Below are 18,491 nucleotides of genomic sequence, written 5' to 3'. Positions count from 1 at the left end.
TAAAAAGCCTTTGGTATCTGAATCTCTACAATTAAAAAACTTGTCTTTAAAAACATCTTATTTATATGAAATACAAACAAAAATTGGAGATGAAATAATTTTATTCGGCCATAATAGTCAATAAGAAATTTGGTTAAATATCGAAGTACAGAAGTTATTAGTCGAATTTATCAAAGTAAATGTATTGAAATATTTAAGTTTATTTGATACTATAGAGTTAAATCACAAAATAATAAAGAGTACTCTATTGGTTTTCATTAACAAACTTTTATATATGAACAAATTAATTATTACAACGTATTTAACATTATTATCAATTTCTTTTTTGGGAATAAAATTGGATGCACAGAATAGTATACCAATACCAAAACCATTAATATTGGACATGGTACATCATAATCCAGGAGAATTACCCTATCAAACGGTTTATAATAATCCGCTTACCATAAAAGAAATGGGATACAACGGTAAGGTGTATTTTCTTTTTGAATCTCCAGCCTTAGCAATTACTTGGGAATCTATAAATGAAAATATTTTGCCAAAAGGTTCTGAAGATAGAAATTGGGTAGATCAAAAGGCAACACAAATAAGAGAAATGCATAAAGCATGTAAAGCATCAAATTTGGCAATATATGCTATGTCCGATTTAGTACTGTTTCCCAAACGATTAATAGAAATATTTGGAATGCAAGAAACATTTGGAGACCTAAATCATCCTTTAACAGAAAAATTCATTCGAATTCAAATTAATGAGATGTTCGATCAGTTTCCAGATTTAGATGGTTTGGTGGTTCGAATAGGCGAAACATATTTACATGATGCTCCTTTTCATTTAGGTTCTATTACTAATAAGAAAAGTCCGGAAAAAACAATTATTCCTTTAATTCAGATTTTAAAAGAAGAGATTTGTCAAAAGAGAAATAAGCAACTGATTTTTAGAACTTGGGGTGCTTTTGACGTAGATTTGGATGCGTATATGAAAGTGAGTGAATCTATAGAACCTCATAAAAATCTAACAATTAGTGTAAAACATTGTGAAGGCGATTTTCATCGTGCCAATGCGTTTAGTAAAGTAATTGGGCAAGGGCGTCACAAACAAATTATAGAAGTGCAGTCAGCTCGCGAATACGAAGGAAAAGGCGCATATCCTAACTATATCGCTAATGGTGTTATTGAAGGATTTGAAGAGCATTTCAATATGCCAAAAGATCGTATAAAAAGTATACGAGAATTTGTTGAAGAAAGACCAGAATTATATGCCGGTATTTGGACTTGGTCACGTGGTGGTGGCTGGGATGGACCTTACATTAAAAATGAAATGTGGTGCGATTTAAATGCTTGGGTCATGGCACAATGGGCTAAAGATATTACTCAAACAGAGGAAACCGTTTTTAAACGATATGCTATAGAACGTTTGAATTTAAAAGAAAAAGATGTTACCAAGTTTAGAGAGTTATGCTTGTTATCTGCCCAAGCCATAGTAAGGGGTCGCAATAGTACATATAGAGATATGAATCCTTGGTGGACGCGTGATCAAGGAATTGCATGGCCTGCAGGAGTAAAAGATGAAGTGGCTAGCAAAAGAAACCTATTTCAAAAAGATGAAGCAGTAGCCCAATGGAAGACTATAGTTAAACTAGCCAAATCAATAGATTGGGGTAGTGAAGGGGCTAATGATCATGCCGTAGGTTCAGCAAAATATGGCTTAAGGCTGTATGAAATTTACAGAATACTTGTATATATATCTGACGCAGAATCAAAAGGTAATAACAAAGCTGTTCTAAAATGGATTAAAAGGTATGATAAAGCTTGGGAAAATTATAACAAACTTTCAAGTGATTATCAAACAATAGCAACTCTATATACACAGGACTATAATCGCCATATAGCGAATAACGCCCATAAAAAAGTAAACGAATTAAAAAAATATTTAAATGAAAAATAAAGGCCAGTTTTTAGTGCTTTTCATAGCATTATTTACTTTTTCAGTTGGTATTTCACAAAATAAATTTGATGAAACATTTAAAACTACATGGAAAAGTTTTGAACACATTAACTTTAAATTTGAGGGTAAAGAAGCATCTTTAACACTACCTAAAAAACCGTCACCAGGTAATCCTTGGGTTTGGCGAGCACGATTCCCTGATTATCATGCCGAAATAGACAGCACGCTTTTAGCTAAAGGGTTTCACATTGCTTATATAAATACTAATAATCAGTTTGGAAGTCCTAAAGCGGTAACTGTCTGGAATGATTTTTATAAGTATCTTACGACTACATATAAATTACAAGCCAAAGTGGCTTTACATGGACATAGTCGTGGTGGTTTATTTATTTACAATTGGGCAAAAGAAAATGCTGAAAAAGTAGCCTGTATTTATGCCGATGCTGTAGTGTGCGACTTTAAAAGTTGGCCAGCAGGTTATGGTATAAGTGAAGGAAGCAAAAAAGATTGGGAGGTTTTAAAAGCTGAATACGGCTTTAAAAATGATGAGGAAGCCAAAGCATACAAAAATAACCCCATTGATAATTTGGACGTATTGGCAAAAGCAAGAGTGCCCATTTTGCATACTGTGAGTTTAAAGGATGGTGTAGTACCGCCTGAAGAAAACTCATTAAAGCTTATTAACAATTACATCCGATTAGGAGGAACTGCAACGGTGTCTGCTTGTAGTTCGGGAATACAAAGATCCAATGGGCATCATTATGAAATTGATGATCCTGATATGGTAGTTGATTTCATCATTCATCATAGTACCAAAAATGGACCACTAAATTCTTCGAATTACCATCAAATGCGAAGCGGCTTACAGAATAGTCAAATACAATTTCAGCGTCATAAAAAAGGACGTGTGGCTTTTCTTGGAGGGTCTATTACCTACAATAGAGGGTGGCGCGATAGTGTTTGTAACTACTTAAAAAATAAATTTCCTGAAACCGAATTCGAATTTATAGCAGCAGGCATTCCTTCAATGGGAACAACTCCTGGGGCGTTCAGATTAGAAAGAGATGTACTGTCTAAAGGGAAAATTGACTTGTTGTTTGAAGAAGCCGCTGTGAACGACGCTACTAATGGCAACACAGCAACCCAACAAATAAGGGGCATGGAAGGTATTGTTCGTCATTCACGAAAAGCCAATCCACTGGTAGATATCGTCATGATGCATTTTGTAGATCCAGATATAATGCAGGACTACCGAGCGGGAAAAGAACCCGAAGTTATTAAAAATCACAATAAAGTTGCCGAGCATTATAGTATTCCAACCATTAACTTAGCACAGGAAGTTACCGAAAGAATTGATCATGGCGAATTTACATGGAAAGATGATTTTAAAAACTTACATCCTTCCCCTTTTGGTCAAGGGATTTATGCACACTCTATGATTCAGTTTTTAGATAATGCCTTTATAGGTCAACTGGATAATGATGATAAATTAACAGCTCATAATTTACCTATTCCCTTAGATGAATTTAGCTATGAAAATGGTATTCTATTAGATGTTAAAGATATTAAATTAAAAAAAGGTTGGAAAATAGATCCTTCTTGGAATCCCCATGACGGTAAAGGAACCAGAGCTAATTATGTTAATGTTCCTATGCTAATAAGTGAAACTCCTGGAAGAACAATAAATTTAACATTCGAAGGAAATACAGTGGGTATTGCAGTAGCCGCTGGGCAAGATGCGGGAATTATTGAATACCGCTTAGATAAGGGTGTATGGCAAAAGCAAAATCTTTTTTTGAAATGGAGTAAATCATTACACATACCATGGTATTTTACATTGGCAAGCGGTTTAAATAATAAAAAACATCAACTAGAAATTAGAATTACTGATGAGAAAGATCCACAAAGTTTGGGGCATGCTTGTAGAATACGCTATGTCTACATAAATCAATAATGAATTACATATGAAATCAACCTTAAGCAGTATTTTTTTAGTTTATACATTTTTGGCGTCCGCTCAAAATGCAGAAAAAATTACCATGGAATCTTTATTAAACGACATGGTTGATAGAGATGCTGTAGCACGTTTTCCCAAAACAAATTTCAGGTTAAAACAAGAAAGTAGCTATAACAGAGCGTCTATAATGCCTGCTGATACTGCGGGTTGGTTTAATAATCATGATTTCAATTCGAAAGATACCGACCACAATTTTATTAGAACCGAGGAAAAAAACGGAGAAAAAGAATGGGTATTAATGGATCATGTGGGGCCAGGTGCCATAGTACGTACGTGGATGCCTTTTTTAAGCGCCGATAAACCGAATACCGATATTCAAATTAAAATATATTTAGATGGCAACGACGAGCCAGTTTTGGAAGGCAATATGTTAGGGTTGCTTGACGGAACTGGGGAAATTCCGTTTCCGTTAGCGCATCAATCGTTGCGTTCTGCGGTGTCGTTTTTCCCCATTCCGTATGCTAAAAGTTGTAAAATAACAACTACTGAAAGACCTTTCTTCTATCAATTTACATACAGGGTTTACGAAGATTATACGCCTATAAAAACCTTCACAAATGAAGATTTTACCAAAGCAGTACCTTTAATCAAAAAAATCGGGAAATTATTGTTAGAGCCTAAAAAGACTGTAGAAGGAACTCAAGTGGCGTTCTCAGCCAAATTGGGTTCTAAAAAAGAAAAATCCATTGAATTGCCAGAAGGAAATGCAGCCATTAAAGAATTGAACTTAAAGTTAAAAGATTATAATAACATAGAGGTAACACGTTCGGTTGTTTTGAAAATTGAATTTGATGGAGAACAAACAGTCTGGACGCCTGTTGGCGATTTTTTTGGTAGTGGTATTGGATTAAATCCGCACCAAGGATGGCATATTGCCGTAAGTGAAGATGGAACTATGACTTGCAGATGGCCGATGCCTTATCAAAAATCCGGAAAAATCTCTGTAGTTAACTTAGGAAAAAAAGCTGTGCAGGTAGATTTAAAGGCAATTGTAGGCGATTGGAAATGGGATGATGACAGTATGTATTTTAATGCGGCATGGCGTGGACAATATCCAGTTGCTACCAGACCATTTTTCGATTGGAATTATGTAACACTTAAAGGAAAAGGTGTTTATGTGGGTGATGCATTGACTGTTATGAATCCTGTTACAAAATGGTGGGGTGAAGGTGACGAAAAAATTTGGGTAGATGGCGAAGATTTTCCATCTATTTTCGGAACAGGTACCGAAGATTATTACGCATATTCTTGGGGAGGTAGAAGTACCGAATTCTATGAGCATCCTTTTCATGCACAACCTCATGCTTATATTTATAATAAGTTAAACCGTAAAACAACCAAAGAAAAAAACACCTTAGGTTATAGTACAGAAACCCGAACCCGATCGTTGGATATTATGCCTTTTAGCAGCTCCTTGCAACTGGATATGGAAATCTGGAGTTGGACCGATTGCGAAATGGGCTATGGCGTGGGCATGTATTGGTATGGTTATAAACAAACTACATCAAACAGAATTCCAGACGAAAAGGAAGTTTTAAACGTACCCCCTTTACCAAAAGATTTCCCTAAAAATTAATCGTATTTGCCGTAATAGTATATGATGAACAGTATAAAATTAAAATTGAGCTTTGTAGTTTTTTGCATATTGATTTTCAATACTGCTTTTGCTTTAGAAATAGATTTGCCTAGTATTTTTTCTAATGGCATGGTTTTACAACAAGGTCAAAAAGTGCCCATTTGGGGAACTACAGAAGCTAATGCGATAATTGAAGTTTTATTTGCTGAACAAAAAAAGGAAATAAAAGCAGATACGCAAGGCAATTGGCGTGTTGATTTAGATGCTTTAGACGCATCAAGTGAATCACGAATTTTATCCATTACTGCTCAATATAAAAATGAAGTAACTACTTTAAAGTTTGTAGATGTTTTGGTTGGTGAAGTTTGGCTTTGTAGCGGACAATCTAATATGTACCGTTCTTTTAGGATGTTAATAGGAGAAGCTGTAGAACCTAAATACGAACCAATTGCTGAATATTTACGAAAAGAAGCAGCAACAGCAAATGATCCTTTATTTCGCCAGTTTAAAGTAGGTCAAGATTTTAGTGTTTTCAAAGAAAAAACGCAGGGTACAGGGGAGTGGTCTAAAGCCGTTCCCGGGCAAGTCAATGAATTTTCAGGAACCGCTTATTTCTTCGGGCGTGAATTACGTGAAAAATTACAGGTTCCAGTGGCCATAATAAGTTGTAATTTTGGGGGTACTAAAATAGAGCCTTGGATGCCCATTAGTGCGTATAAATCTAATGAAACTTTTGCGGTCTACTACAATAATGAAATAGCCGATTACCAAAAACGATTAGCTTCTTGGGAAGAAGGTTTGGTAAATAGAAAAGGTGTAAAACAAGTACATCCAGCAAAAGATAAACAAGTGCCAGCAACTTTGTACAATGCAATGATACATCCTTTAATACCCTATGCCGTTAAAGGCGCTTTGTGGTATCAAGGAGAAAGTAATTCTAGTGAATTAGCAGAACAGTATGGTGTACGTCTTCAATCTATGATAGAAAATTGGAGAGCAGCTTGGGGGCAAGAAACATTTTATTTTTATACATGTCAATTAGCTAATTATAGAAAAGCCAACGAAATGCCTGTTGGTGATGAGGATGGCTGGGCATTGGTTTCATATGGGCAAAGTCAAATCCTAGAGCTTCCTAACACAGGTTTAGCAGTACTTAACGATATTGGTGAATCTAAAGCTATTCACCCAAAAAACAAGGTTGATGCTGGAAAACGACTGTCTTTATGGGCTTTAAAACAAGCCTATAATAAAGATATTGTTTGCAGTGGTCCCTTGTATAAAAGTTCAGAAATAAAGAACAATAAAATAATTATTGAGTTCAACCATGTAGGCTCTGGTTTAATGGTTGGAAAAAAACATCTGTTAGAACCCACTGTTCCAGTAAACGAACCATTAAAACGTTTTCAAATTTGTGATGAAAGCGGTGTGTGGAAATGGGCAAAAGCTCAAATTATTGATAAAAATAAAGTGGAGGTTTGGCATAATGAGATATCAAATCCTATAGAGGTTCGTTATGCTTGGTCTTCAAATCCAGAAGGTGCTAATTTATATAATAAAGAAGGCTTGCCAGCCTCCATATTAAAAACCAGTAATTAGTTACCAATAAAGATAATATTATGATTATAAAAGATACAAATCCAAAAAAAATCTTCATCCTTTTTTCTTTCATTTCAATGCTATTATCAATTGGTTGTAAATCAAAAACAACACAAACTAAAGAAATTTCGGTAAGTGACACTACAAAACCCAATATCATCTTTTTAATGACTGACGACCAACGTTGGGATAATATGGGTTGTTATGGCAAACCGGAATTCAATACACCCAACATCGATAAGTTGGCAGAACAAGGTGTGATATTCGATAAGGCTTTTTATGCCGTAGCTATTTGTATGCCCAGTCGTGTAACGATGATGACGGGTCGGTATAATTCAAACCACAAAGTGGGGTTTGTGGCACCTGATGATTATACATTATCACAAGTAGATTTTTCCAAAAGTTACCCTGCAATCCTTAAAAACGCCGGGTATCGCACAGGTTTTATTGGCAAAGTAGGATTTACGGTTACTGAAGAAGCCGTACGACCAAGCACACCCAAAGAACATTATTATAAAAATCAAATGGGAGGCGTTTTCGATTTTTTTGCAGGAAGTGAAACTTATGATAGAAAAGATTTTGTAATCTGGCCAGAAGATGATGAAGCTTTACTGGATATTTACAAAGAAGGACGCCAAAACTCAGGCAGGACCAAGAGAACTGGAGAAGCTATGATGCGTTTTTTGGATACGCAACCTGCTAATCAGCCATTTTGTTTATCGGTTAGTTTTTATGCGGTGAAGCACGACAATAACAAGGATGTGTACATGCCGCATTTTGAACAGTTTAAGGACCACGATTTTTCGGTTCCGGGAAATTGGGTTGAAGGCGATAATCCAGTACTTCCAGATGTGGTTAAAGAAAATGCCCGTGGCGTTTATTTACATCGTCAAAGATCATCAACCCCCGAACTTTACCAAAAATTGGTACGTCGTTTCGCTACGCAAGGTTATAGCGTCGATGAACAAGTCGGTTTTTTAGTAGAGAAATTAAAAGCCAAAGGGTTGTTGGAAAACACCATTATTATCTATACGAGTGATAACGGACGTTTTCAAGGGTCGCATGGCTTATTCGACAAATGTTTGTTGTATGATGAATCTGTAAAAGCACCACTTATTGCTTATGATGGACGTATGCCAGAAGCTAAACGCAAACGTCGCGAAAATGCCCTAGTTTCTTCAGTTGATATGGCGTCTACTATTGTATCCATGGCAGGGTTACAACCACCAAAAAGCATGCAAGGACGTGATATTAGTGGTGTGTTGTATCAAACACAAGATATGTCCGAATGGCGCGATACTGTTTTTATGGAAGACTTGTTTTTGGCGGCCATGTTCAGCAAACGTTATAGTGAGGAGGTTGATGACATCAATAAAAATCTTATAGATACCAATAAATCATACCGTAGCAGAGGCGTGCGTACAGACCGTTGGAAGTACATCGTTTACTACGAACATACACCAAGAATCGAGGAGTTATACGATACAAATAACGACCCCATGGAACAGCATAATTTGGTGAACAGTCTAGAGCATCTCGATATTCTTAAGAAGTTAAGAAAACAAACAGAGGACATGTATCAAAAGATGATTCAATAGAGTTTTCTGAATAACAAATAAAGAGTAGATTAAAAAAAATAATGATAAATTTTAATAAAACTGCGAGTTTTAGTTTGTTGGTTTTAGTGTTTTTAATTACTGGGCGTAAATCAAGTTTTTGTTAACATTAAAAAGGCAGGTCATGGAGTAACCATTCAACAAGATAGTATTATTATAAACATTGAAGTGATTAATGAGTATATCATTCACGTCAACAAAATGAAGAATGGTAGTAAACCTTCCACCATTCCAGTTTATGTTACGGTTTTAAAACCTCAAAATGTAGCTTGGAAATTAAAGGAAGCTAAAGATGTAATCACCATCAGTACCAATGCTTTAAATGTATTTGTGAAAAATGATGATGTTATTGACTATCAAACGAAGGACTGTATAAACCTAGTATCAAAAACGAATTAAAATACCTTCATTCAAGCAGATACCACCAAGACACATATGGTTTCATAGGGGTTTCATGCGGGCGATGAAGCGCTGTAGGGTTTAGGTCAGTATCAAAGTGGTAGTATGAATTTGAAAAACGTTCCTATTCGTTTTCAGCAATACAATCAGGAAATCGCTATTCCCTTATTGGTTTCTACAATAGGTTATGGAATTTACTGGTAAAACTTTAGTTTAACGGATTTTAATCAACCTCAAAATGAAATTCAATTTTCTTCAACAGCAAAAGTTCAAACAAAAAAGAGTAATACAGACATTGCTGTAGATGGTGAAAAGGAAGATATTGCCTCTCATATTACAAAAGAAGCTATCGAGAAAAACATTCGTGAAACCACGTTTACACCAAATAAATCCGGTGAATATACTTTTTTAGCATTGAGCGATAATGACGGGCGCATGCGTGGTGAGATTAAAGTAAGCATTGATGGTGATGATATAATTAATTATTCAACCATTTGGATGCCTAGGAGATATTCAGGCAAAAAACATTTGCCAGCTGGTAAAACCTATAAAGTGGTTTTTCAAAATACGGGTGCTAAAATTCCAGAAAAATTATTTTACAACGAACCAGATTTTAATAAAACCGTATTTAGTAGCACCAAAGGAAAGGCTATTGATTATTATTTAATTCAAGGGGAGAATCCAGATGAGGTTATTTCCCAATATCAAAACCTAACGGGAACAGCTCCCATGTTCGCTAAAAGTGCTTATGGTTTTTGGCAATGTCGCGAACGCTATCACGATCAAGAAGAATTATTAGTGAATACTCGTGAAATGAGAGCACGAAAAATTCCGTTTGATAATATTGTACAAGATTGGTTCTATTGGCCAAAAGGCACGAAAGGTCCAGAGTGGGATAGAGCAAAATATCCAGACCCCAAAGCCATGGTTGATAAACTAAAAAGAATAAACCTAAAGTTGATGGGTTTCGGTATAGCCACAGGTAAAGAACGATGCTTTAGAAGCGAAGTACAATCTTAAAAAAATAAAAAGTAGTAATTATGTTGATATTTATGACAAGTGTGTTAGTGAACGCTTCTATCGAATGTTAAGCGATACTATGTTTCATAAAGGTGTAAGTTCTATTTGGTTAAATGGTACCGAACCAAAAGATGTTACTAACACAAAAGTAACTACGACTGTAGGACCATATAAGAAGTTCAAAATCCATATTCACTTTTGGTTACAAAAATGATGTACGAAGGTAGAAGGGAAGAGTTTCCTAACGAACGTGTTTTCAATTTAACCCGTTCGGCATATGCAGGACAGCAGCGTTATGGTGCTACTGTCAGCGATTGGAATGGAAGCTATTGTGACAATCCAGATTGCCTTATGAAAGCAGATGGGAATGGATATTGGGATATTATTATTATTATTATTATTATTATTATAGAAAATGAAGGAACTTATGATATAGAACTTTTTTCGTTGGTCTGAAGAATCACAAAAACCTATAATTGATTCCTATGATGATGGGTTCGAAAATGGCATTCGAACTATTGCTAAAGCACAATTAATTATTGGGGATTTTAATAAAACCATTTCTATTAAACCAGAAGATAAATCTGTGAAATTCAAAGTGAAACTAAATGCAGGAAAAACAACTTTAAAAAGCAATTTATATGATGTAGAAAATAATATTCTATGCGTAGCTATGTATGTAAAAGTAGCATTGTAAGTATATATTCTTAAATAACCCAAATAAGACAAAGTGGACGTTTAGTAACAGCTTTTGCCTTATTTGGGTTGTTTATTTATAGGAAATGAATCATGGTTTATATTAAAAGTTTTTATCAAGATTTAATTTTACAGTTATAAGGTGAGAAAGAATTTAATATTAATGTCATCATATAATAAACTAACTAAAACTATGAACCAAGCAATGAAAGTAACCAAAATGTCCGCTATTTTATGTGCTGTATTATTGCTACTAGTAACAGTGGGATGCAGTTCAAAGTTTAAGCATCAAGTTGAAAAAACGAAGCACGGTGTAACCATTCATCATGACAGTACCAATATTAATATTACCGTTATTAACGAATCTATCATTCGTATAAATAAAATAATGAATGGCAGCACGCCATCAACCATTCCAGATTATGTAACGGTTTTAGAACCCCAAGACGTATCGTGGAATTTAGATACAACCGAAGACTTGCTAACCATTCGCACAGATAATTTAAAAGTTTTAGTGCATAGCGATGGAAAAATAGAATATCAAAACAAGGACAATAAAAAGTTACTAGCAGAAACCAAAGAAAACACTTTTATTAAGCAAGATACCACCGCAATACATGCTGTTTCGCAAGCATTTCATGCAGGCGATGAAGCTTTGTATGGATTAGGGCAATTTCAAAGTGGTATCATGAACTGGAAAAATGTTCCTATCCGTCTTCAACAGTATAATCAAGAAATAGCTATTCCATTTTTAGTTTCAACCAATAGTTATGGTATTTATTGGAACAATTACAGTATTACCGATTTTAATTTACCTGCAAATGAAATTGAATTTGCTACCGTTCCTAAAAAAGAAATCGTTACTGATACTAAAGTAGAATCATCCATCGAAAAAGAAAATGTAGCTGCTTATGCTTCGGCTTTAAACGAAGAAAAAAACATTCGTGAAACAACCTTCACACCAACCAAAACCGGAGAATATTATTTTATGGCTTTAAGTGATGAAGGTGGTAAAATGCGAGGTGAAATTAAGGTAACCATTGACGGGGAAGATGTTATTAGCTATTCAACCATTTGGGTGCCTACCCGCTATTCGGGTAAAAAATATTTGGAAGCAGGTAAAGAATACAAGGTAGTTTTTCAAAACACGGGAGCAAAAATACCTGGTAATTTGTATTACAACGAACCCGATTTTAATAAAACCGTGTTCAGTAGTTTAGCTGGAAATGCCATCGATTATTATTTTGTGTATGGAGAAAAACCTTCAGATGTTATTACAGAATATCAACACCTTACCGGAAACGCTCCTATGTTTCCTAAAAGTGCTTACGGTTTTTGGCAATGTCGTGAGCGTTATCACAACCAAGAAGAATTGTTAGAGAATGCCAGCGAAATGAGAGCTCGAAAAATTCCGTTTGATAACATTGTTCAAGATTGGTTTTATTGGCCAGAAGGCATGAAAGGTCCGGAGTGGGATAGAACAAAATACCCAGACCCAAAAGCCATGGTTGATTCGTTAAGAAAATTAAATATTAGGCTCATGGTTTCGGTATGGCCAGAAGTTAAACATGAACCTTTAGAAAAAAAATATAACCTAACAAAGGTTAAAGGAAGTGCTAAACTTGATTTCTATGATACAGGTGTTCAAGAACGATTTTACCGTATGCTTAGCGATTCTATGTTTCATATTGGTGTAAATTCCATTTGGTTAGATGGTACCGAACCAGCAGGAAAGTCAAGTAAAGACATCAAAACAGCGGTAGGACCTAACGATGAGGTTTACAATGCCTATTCGCTTTTGGTTACAAAATCGATGTATGAAGGACGAAGAGAAGAGTTCCCTATGCAAAGGGTTTTCAATTTAACCCGTTCGGCTTATGCTGGTCAACAGCGTTACGGAGCCGCATCATGGTCTGGCGATGTTCAAAGTACTTGGAAACAGTTTGCAGAACAAATTCCTGCAGGTCTTAACTTTACTATGGCGGGTGTTCCTTACTGGACACACGATATTGGCGGCTTTTTTAGAGATTCTAAATCCTTAAATCCTATTTACGATGACCAATATACCAATCCTGAATATATTGAGCTGCTAACCCGTTGGTTTCAATTTGGTACGTTTAGCCCTATTTTCCGTATTCATGGCTATGTATCAGAAACCGAGATTTGGAGGTACGGACAAGAGTTTGAAGACACTGCCCGTAAATTTATAGACCTTAGGTATCTACTGATGCCTTACATTTATTCAGAGGCCAGAAAAGTAAATGCCGATGGGAAATTATTGATGGCACCTTTGGTGTATCAATATCCAACCGATAAAAACACCTGGGAAATTAAAGACCAACTTCTTTTCGGTGAATCGATGATGGCTGGTTTTGTTACCGAGTATCAAAAACGTGAAAAAGAAATGTATTTTCCAAAGGGCGATTGGTACAATTTCTGGACAAGTGAAAAGATTGAAGGAGGTAGAAATATTTCAGTTAAAGCACCCCTTGATGAAACACCTTTATATGTGAAGGCGGGAAGCATCATTCCTATGAGTCCGCCTGTGCAATATGCTACAGAAAGAACAGAAGACCCCATGGAAATTAGAGTGTATCCGGGGAAAGATGCCGAATACGTCATGTACCTTGATGATAATGAGTCTTATAACTACGAAAAAGGCATGTATTCAGAAGTTATTATTACCTATTCAGAAAAAAATAAAACCCTAAAAATTAAAAAAGGGTATGACCAATATATGAGATTTCCCGATATACGCATGCTTATTTTGGTAACCATGGTAGGCAGTGATAAATATGAAGAATTCTTTTTTGATGGAACAGAAAAACAAATTAAATTTTAAAATAAAGTGATATGATAAATAGAGTAAAAAAGGCAATTTTGTTGTACAGTGTGAGTTTTCTTTTTGGTTGTAATACTACAGCCCAAAAGGTAAAAGTGTATTCCGCACCTGAAGGTATTGAACTATCAAAAGCTTTTGCTGTAAAGGTTGAGGAACAGGATGTACCCGTGTACAAAACAAAAATTCCACCTTCGAGACCCATTCCTCGATTAAAACCAGCCGGTGATTATGGATTTGTTTCTGTAGCATCTTTTGATATAAATGCTAGTGTTACCGTTTCTATAGACTGTCCTGAGAAAGTTAAGTCAGTTAAAATTTTACCCACCTCATATGGCATTATACCAACTTTCAAGGGAAATAAAATTACCTTCCAATTAAATAAACCAGGCCATGTAACAGTCGAGGTGAATGGGGAATGGCATGAATCGTTACAAATTTTAGCGAATCCATTTGAAGAAAATATTCCTAGTCCTGATGATCCAAACGTAGTGTATTTTGGTCCTGGAGTACATGATGTTACCAACGTAACTATAAGCGATGGTCAAACAATTTATCTTGCAGGTGGCGCATATTTACGTTGTGGTACATTAGATGGTGAAAATGAGATTGAAGTAAGAGGTCGTTTAAGAAAATTACCAACGTTTATTCTTGAAGGAAAAAATGTAAGTATTCGCGGTCGAGGCATTATAGATCAAAGTGGTATTCCGAATAACATAAGACGTTATACCATTTTGGCACATAAAGCAGAAAATGTAACGATAGAAGGCGTTACCATTTTTGATCCAAGTCACTGGACTATTCCTATTCAAAGTTGTGATAACGTACATGTGGATAACATAAAAATTATCGGATGGAGGGGAAATGCAGATGGTGTTGATATTAGCAGTAGCAGAGATGTTTTGGTAGAAAATTGTTTTATGAGAACGTTTGATGACGCAGTTGTGATTAAATCTTTTGAGGGTTATGGAGAAGTAAATAATGTTCATACTCGAAAATGTGTGGTGTGGAATGAATTAGCACACTCATTGAGTATTGGAGCTGAAGTACACGAAAACATTAGTAATGTGCTTTTTGAAGACTGTGATGTGATTCATGATGTAGGAAGAGAAACAGCCTTAAGAGTATATCATTGTGATGATGCCGTGATTAGTAATGTTACTTTTGATAACATTAGAATTGAAGAAGCCCGCAGATTAATATCTTGTTGGATAGGAAAAACCAGATGGACTAAAACAGAAGAACGAGGACACATTAAAAATGTGACTTTCAAAAATATTACTGCAATGTCGGCACCCATCGATACAACACTTACAGGATTTCAAGATGGTCCAGATTGGAAACCTTATATTATTAAAGATCATGCCAGTATAGAGTTAGTGGGTTTTGATAATGAGCATTTGGTTGAGGATGTTGTGTTTGATAATGTCATATTGGATGGGGAAAAGGTAAAGGCTCAAAATGTAACTTCGAACGAATTTGTTAAAAATCTAAAATTTAAATAATTGATAAAGTTAGTATAATGGATATGGAGCGAATAGTCGATGTACTTTAATATAATTAGGAAGTATTCGGCAACAATATTGATTTTAAGAAATGTGAATTTAAATAATAAAAATAATAAAAATGAAAAAACTAGTACAAATAATCTTATTTCAAATAGTGTTAATTAGTTCTGTTTCGGGTCAACAATGGACTCCAGATTTAGGAAATGGAAATTTTAAAAACCCTATTATTTATGCTGATTATTCTGATCCTGATATGATAAAAGTTGGAGACGATTTTTATATGGTAGCATCAAGTTTTAATTGTATGCCTGGTATTCCTGTTTTGCATTCAAAAGACATGGTGAACTGGGAGATAATAAATCATGTTTACCAGAGTTTACCTCTTGAAAAATATGATAAAACGGCTCATGGTCAAGGGGCTTGGGCACCATCTATCCGTTATCACAACAATAAGTTCTATGTCTATTTTTGTACTCCTTATGATGGGTTATTTATGGCTACAACAAATGATCCAAAAAATGATTGGGAGCTAACACATGTTGTTGATACTGAAATGTGGGAAGATCCATGTCCTCTTTGGGATGATAATGGAAATGCTTATTTGGTACGTAGTAAACTATGCGGTAACGATTTAATTCTACATAAAATGAGTAAGGACGGCAAAAAACTTTTAGATAATGGAGTATTAATATATAGGGATATAGAGAATGACCCAGTCATTGAAGGGCCTAAGTTTTTTAAAAAAGATGGATATTACTATATTTTGGCTCCTGCCGGCGGCGTTGGAGAAGGTTGGCAGACTGCCCTTCGTTCAAAAAATATTTATGGTCCCTATGAAAGAAAGACTGTATTGCACACAGGAAATACTAAAATCAATGGTCCACATCAAGGAGGCCTTGTTGATTTGGAATCTGGAGAATCATGGTTTGCTCATTTTCAGGAATTAAAACCTAATGGAAGGATCGTTCACTTGAATAAGGTAAATTGGGTTGACGGTTGGCCGTTAATGGGTGAAGATATCAATAACGATGGTATTGGGGAGCCTCAAACGGAATACAAGATGCCTAATGTTGGTAAAAAACACCCAATAAAAACACCCCAAACTACTGATGAGTTTAATGCAAAAAAGTTTGGACTACAATGGCAGTGGCAAGCTAACCCTCGGAATGAGTGGTATTCAATTTCAGGTAAAGGAAATATTAGGCTTAATGCTGTTCAGAATATTACTAAGGAAGGTAATTTGTATTATGCACCTAATTTATTATTGCAAAAATTTCCAGGACCTGATTTTGTAGCAACAACGAAAGTTTCTTTCAGAGGTGATTTAGTTGGTGATAAGGGAGGTTTAGTTATTATGGGTAGAAGTTGGACATCGCTTTATGTTACTAAAAATGAAACTGGTTTTAAATTAGAAATGTCAAAAAGTGACAGTAATAAGTGTGATGGCATTGCAGAAGTCATTGAAAGTATAGCTCTAGATAGTGACGTTGTTTATTTAAGAGTAAAGATTGTTGGTAATACTACTGGTCAATATGAATATAGCCTAGATAATAAAAACTTTAAAGCAATTGGTGATGAATTTAGAACTAAGGAAGGTGTTTGGATTGGTGCAAAAGTTGGATTATTCTGTGTAAATCCTAATATGCAGCAAAGTAAAGGTTTTACTGATTTTGATTGGTTTAGAGTTGAATAGATAATTAATTTTTACATCAATTCTGTTATGAATAGTCTGATATAACCAATGGTGCAGCTGGCATTTGTTCCTACATCACAGGTGAAACTACTATTGTGGATAAAGAGGTAGAAGTTTAATATGAAACCTCAAACGAGTTTGTAAGAATCTAGAATTAAAAAAAATAAAAAATGAATAAACAAACACTTATTATGCTTTCAGTTTTGTTACTGTTTTTGTCATGCCGAGCGCAATCAACAGACAACAAGAAAGCCATTATAGAAGTAAATACCTTATCAGAATTTAAAAAATATCTGGATCAAGATAACGTACATGTTAAGCTTAAAGAAGGGAACTATCAAATTGATGATGCTCAAAAAATCAGATTCATGGAAATCACGAGTACTAATTCCTATTACGATTTAAGGGGCGCACGGTTTATGGTAGATACCAAACTATTCAGTCGACCAGATTTAATTAAAAGTGATGATGGCAACAGCATGTATTGCGCCATCGAAATATCTGGAAAAAACGTCACTTTAGAAGGTTTATATATTGAGACTTATGGCGATACCCCAGGTAGACAAAGCAAAAACAAAATTTTCAATCTTGTTGGAGAGAATGTGACTTTAAAGGATGTTGAGGTGCGAACAACAGGTTCAAGTCCTTGGGGTTATGGGTATTTATACGGACTTGGTGGTAACGATGTCCGTAAGATGAATGGCATTCGTATAGGATATCCAGCAAAAAACGTGAAATTACTTGGTTGTAAAGTCCATATGCGGGCTATGGGGCACGCCATCTTTTTACAAGGCTCAGAAAACACGTTGATTGAAAACTGTCAGGTTGATGGACTGCTTCGTACTACCGACGCTATGCTTGCAGAAACTTCAGGGTATGGGTTCGATAAGAAATTTTATGCCGGAAAGGGCAATTATATAGAAGGCACCATAGTGGCCGAAGATGGCAAAATTTTACCGGGAGAAATCATTTCGCTTAGTGAAGACGGCATACGTATGTACCCAGATTATAATGGACATAAAACCCTAAACACCACCGTTAAAGCATGTACGGTTACACAAATGCGCAGAGGGATTTGTACAGGGTTAAGCACTTCAGGGGATAAAATCATTGATTGTGTAGTGCGCGATTGCGTAACAACAGGATACAATGTAGGAAATGAAGATGTTATTATTAATTGTAGTGCCGATGCTAAATATGGCGAGGCGTTTTGTATTCCTTATACTAATGCTAAAAATGCTAAAGTTGAAATGACCATTCTAGATAGTAGAAATGGAATGGCTAATAATTTGTTAGCGAAAATAAACGGAACGGGGCATACAGTAGTTATTAAAACCGATAATTCAGAATACATTCCAGATACTATGGCGATTAAGTTGTCGGTATGGGAAGGCTATGGCAATTTTAATGAAAAAGCGAAAATGCATGCTACGGATATTACATTGGATAATCAAACCTCGGCAGAAGTCATCACGTTTAAAGGTACAGAAAATTTAAAAGTAAAGAGTGTTGGAAACGTACGTGAAGCTACCAATTCAGAAAATTTGGTAAATGAAGGTAACAGAACCAAACGATAATAAAATACG

The 18,491-nt window shown here is 35.4% G+C and carries 11 protein-coding genes and 1 pseudogene; all 12 read left to right on the top strand.

Annotation, left to right across the window (positions count from 1 at the left end):
- The first annotated feature begins 274 nt into the window (after positions 1-274).
- A complete protein-coding gene (locus J8H85_RS08410) occupies positions 275-1,945 on the top strand; it encodes a hypothetical protein (RefSeq protein ID WP_209654520.1) in 1,671 nt (556 codons plus the stop codon).
- A complete protein-coding gene (locus tag J8H85_RS08405; RefSeq protein WP_209654518.1) occupies positions 1,935-3,899 on the top strand; it encodes an SGNH/GDSL hydrolase family protein in 1,965 nt (654 codons plus the stop codon). The genes J8H85_RS08410 and J8H85_RS08405 overlap by 11 nt, the downstream gene beginning before the upstream one ends.
- A 10-nt stretch (positions 3,900-3,909) precedes the next feature.
- Positions 3,910-5,538 (top strand): glycoside hydrolase family 172 protein, encoded by a 1,629-nt coding sequence (locus J8H85_RS08400; RefSeq protein ID WP_209654517.1) that lies wholly within the window; start codon positions 3,910-3,912, stop codon positions 5,536-5,538.
- Positions 5,539-5,583: 45 nt separating this feature from the next.
- Positions 5,584-7,134, top strand: coding sequence for a sialate O-acetylesterase (locus tag J8H85_RS08395; RefSeq protein WP_209654515.1), 1,551 nt, complete (start codon positions 5,584-5,586; stop codon positions 7,132-7,134).
- A 20-nt stretch (positions 7,135-7,154) separates the two neighbouring features.
- Positions 7,155-8,732, top strand: a complete 1,578-nt coding sequence (locus J8H85_RS08390; protein WP_209654513.1) for a sulfatase-like hydrolase/transferase — start codon at positions 7,155-7,157, stop codon at positions 8,730-8,732.
- A gap of 219 nt (positions 8,733-8,951) precedes the next feature.
- A complete protein-coding gene (locus J8H85_RS19165; protein ID WP_379936949.1) occupies positions 8,952-9,149 on the top strand; it encodes a hypothetical protein in 198 nt (65 codons plus the stop codon).
- Positions 9,150-9,563: 414 nt separating this feature from the next.
- Positions 9,564-10,169: a TIM-barrel domain-containing protein gene (locus J8H85_RS08380; protein WP_209654511.1), complete on the top strand. Its 606-nt coding sequence runs from the start codon at positions 9,564-9,566 to the stop codon at positions 10,167-10,169.
- Positions 10,170-10,355: 186 nt separating this feature from the next.
- Positions 10,356-10,625, top strand: a pseudogene (locus tag J8H85_RS08375) (TIM-barrel domain-containing protein); the annotation flags it as partial.
- 445 nt (positions 10,626-11,070) lie between these two features.
- The gene (locus tag J8H85_RS08370; RefSeq protein ID WP_209654507.1) at positions 11,071-13,707 is read left to right on the top strand and encodes a glycoside hydrolase family 31 protein; all 2,637 of its coding nucleotides are present in this window, start codon (positions 11,071-11,073) and stop codon (positions 13,705-13,707) included.
- Between the two features lie 11 nt (positions 13,708-13,718).
- Positions 13,719-15,209, top strand: a complete 1,491-nt coding sequence (locus tag J8H85_RS08365; RefSeq protein ID WP_209654505.1) for a glycosyl hydrolase family 28 protein — start codon at positions 13,719-13,721, stop codon at positions 15,207-15,209.
- 121 nt (positions 15,210-15,330) lie between these two features.
- The gene (locus J8H85_RS08360) at positions 15,331-16,905 is read left to right on the top strand and encodes a glycoside hydrolase family 43 protein (RefSeq protein WP_209654503.1); all 1,575 of its coding nucleotides are present in this window, start codon (positions 15,331-15,333) and stop codon (positions 16,903-16,905) included.
- Between the two features lie 170 nt (positions 16,906-17,075).
- Positions 17,076-18,482, top strand: coding sequence for a hypothetical protein (locus J8H85_RS08355; protein ID WP_209654501.1), 1,407 nt, complete (start codon positions 17,076-17,078; stop codon positions 18,480-18,482).
- Positions 18,483-18,491: the final 9 nt, after the last annotated feature.

The sequence above is a fragment of the Mariniflexile gromovii genome (assembly GCF_017814435.1).
Classification (GTDB): domain Bacteria; phylum Bacteroidota; class Bacteroidia; order Flavobacteriales; family Flavobacteriaceae; genus Mariniflexile; species Mariniflexile gromovii.
The sequence above is the reverse complement of the archived record's forward strand: the minus strand, read 5'-3'. Positions and strand labels throughout refer to the sequence as shown.

What these genes read in the sequence shown, in the direction of transcription:
- J8H85_RS08365 (WP_209654505.1), top strand. Translation starts at nt 13,719, where the DNA reads ATGATAAATAGAGTAAAAAAGGCAATTTTGTTGTACAGTGTGAGTTTT.
- J8H85_RS19165 (WP_379936949.1), top strand. Translation starts at nt 8,952, where the DNA reads ATGAAGAATGGTAGTAAACCTTCCACCATTCCAGTTTATGTTACGGTT.
- J8H85_RS08360 (WP_209654503.1), top strand. Translation starts at nt 15,331, where the DNA reads ATGAAAAAACTAGTACAAATAATCTTATTTCAAATAGTGTTAATTAGT.
- J8H85_RS08370 (WP_209654507.1), top strand. Translation starts at nt 11,071, where the DNA reads ATGAAAGTAACCAAAATGTCCGCTATTTTATGTGCTGTATTATTGCTA.
- J8H85_RS08355 (WP_209654501.1), top strand. Translation starts at nt 17,076, where the DNA reads ATGAATAAACAAACACTTATTATGCTTTCAGTTTTGTTACTGTTTTTG.
- J8H85_RS08410 (WP_209654520.1), top strand. Translation starts at nt 275, where the DNA reads ATGAACAAATTAATTATTACAACGTATTTAACATTATTATCAATTTCT.
- J8H85_RS08400 (WP_209654517.1), top strand. Translation starts at nt 3,910, where the DNA reads ATGAAATCAACCTTAAGCAGTATTTTTTTAGTTTATACATTTTTGGCG.
- J8H85_RS08405 (WP_209654518.1), top strand. Translation starts at nt 1,935, where the DNA reads ATGAAAAATAAAGGCCAGTTTTTAGTGCTTTTCATAGCATTATTTACT.
- J8H85_RS08390 (WP_209654513.1), top strand. Translation starts at nt 7,155, where the DNA reads ATGATTATAAAAGATACAAATCCAAAAAAAATCTTCATCCTTTTTTCT.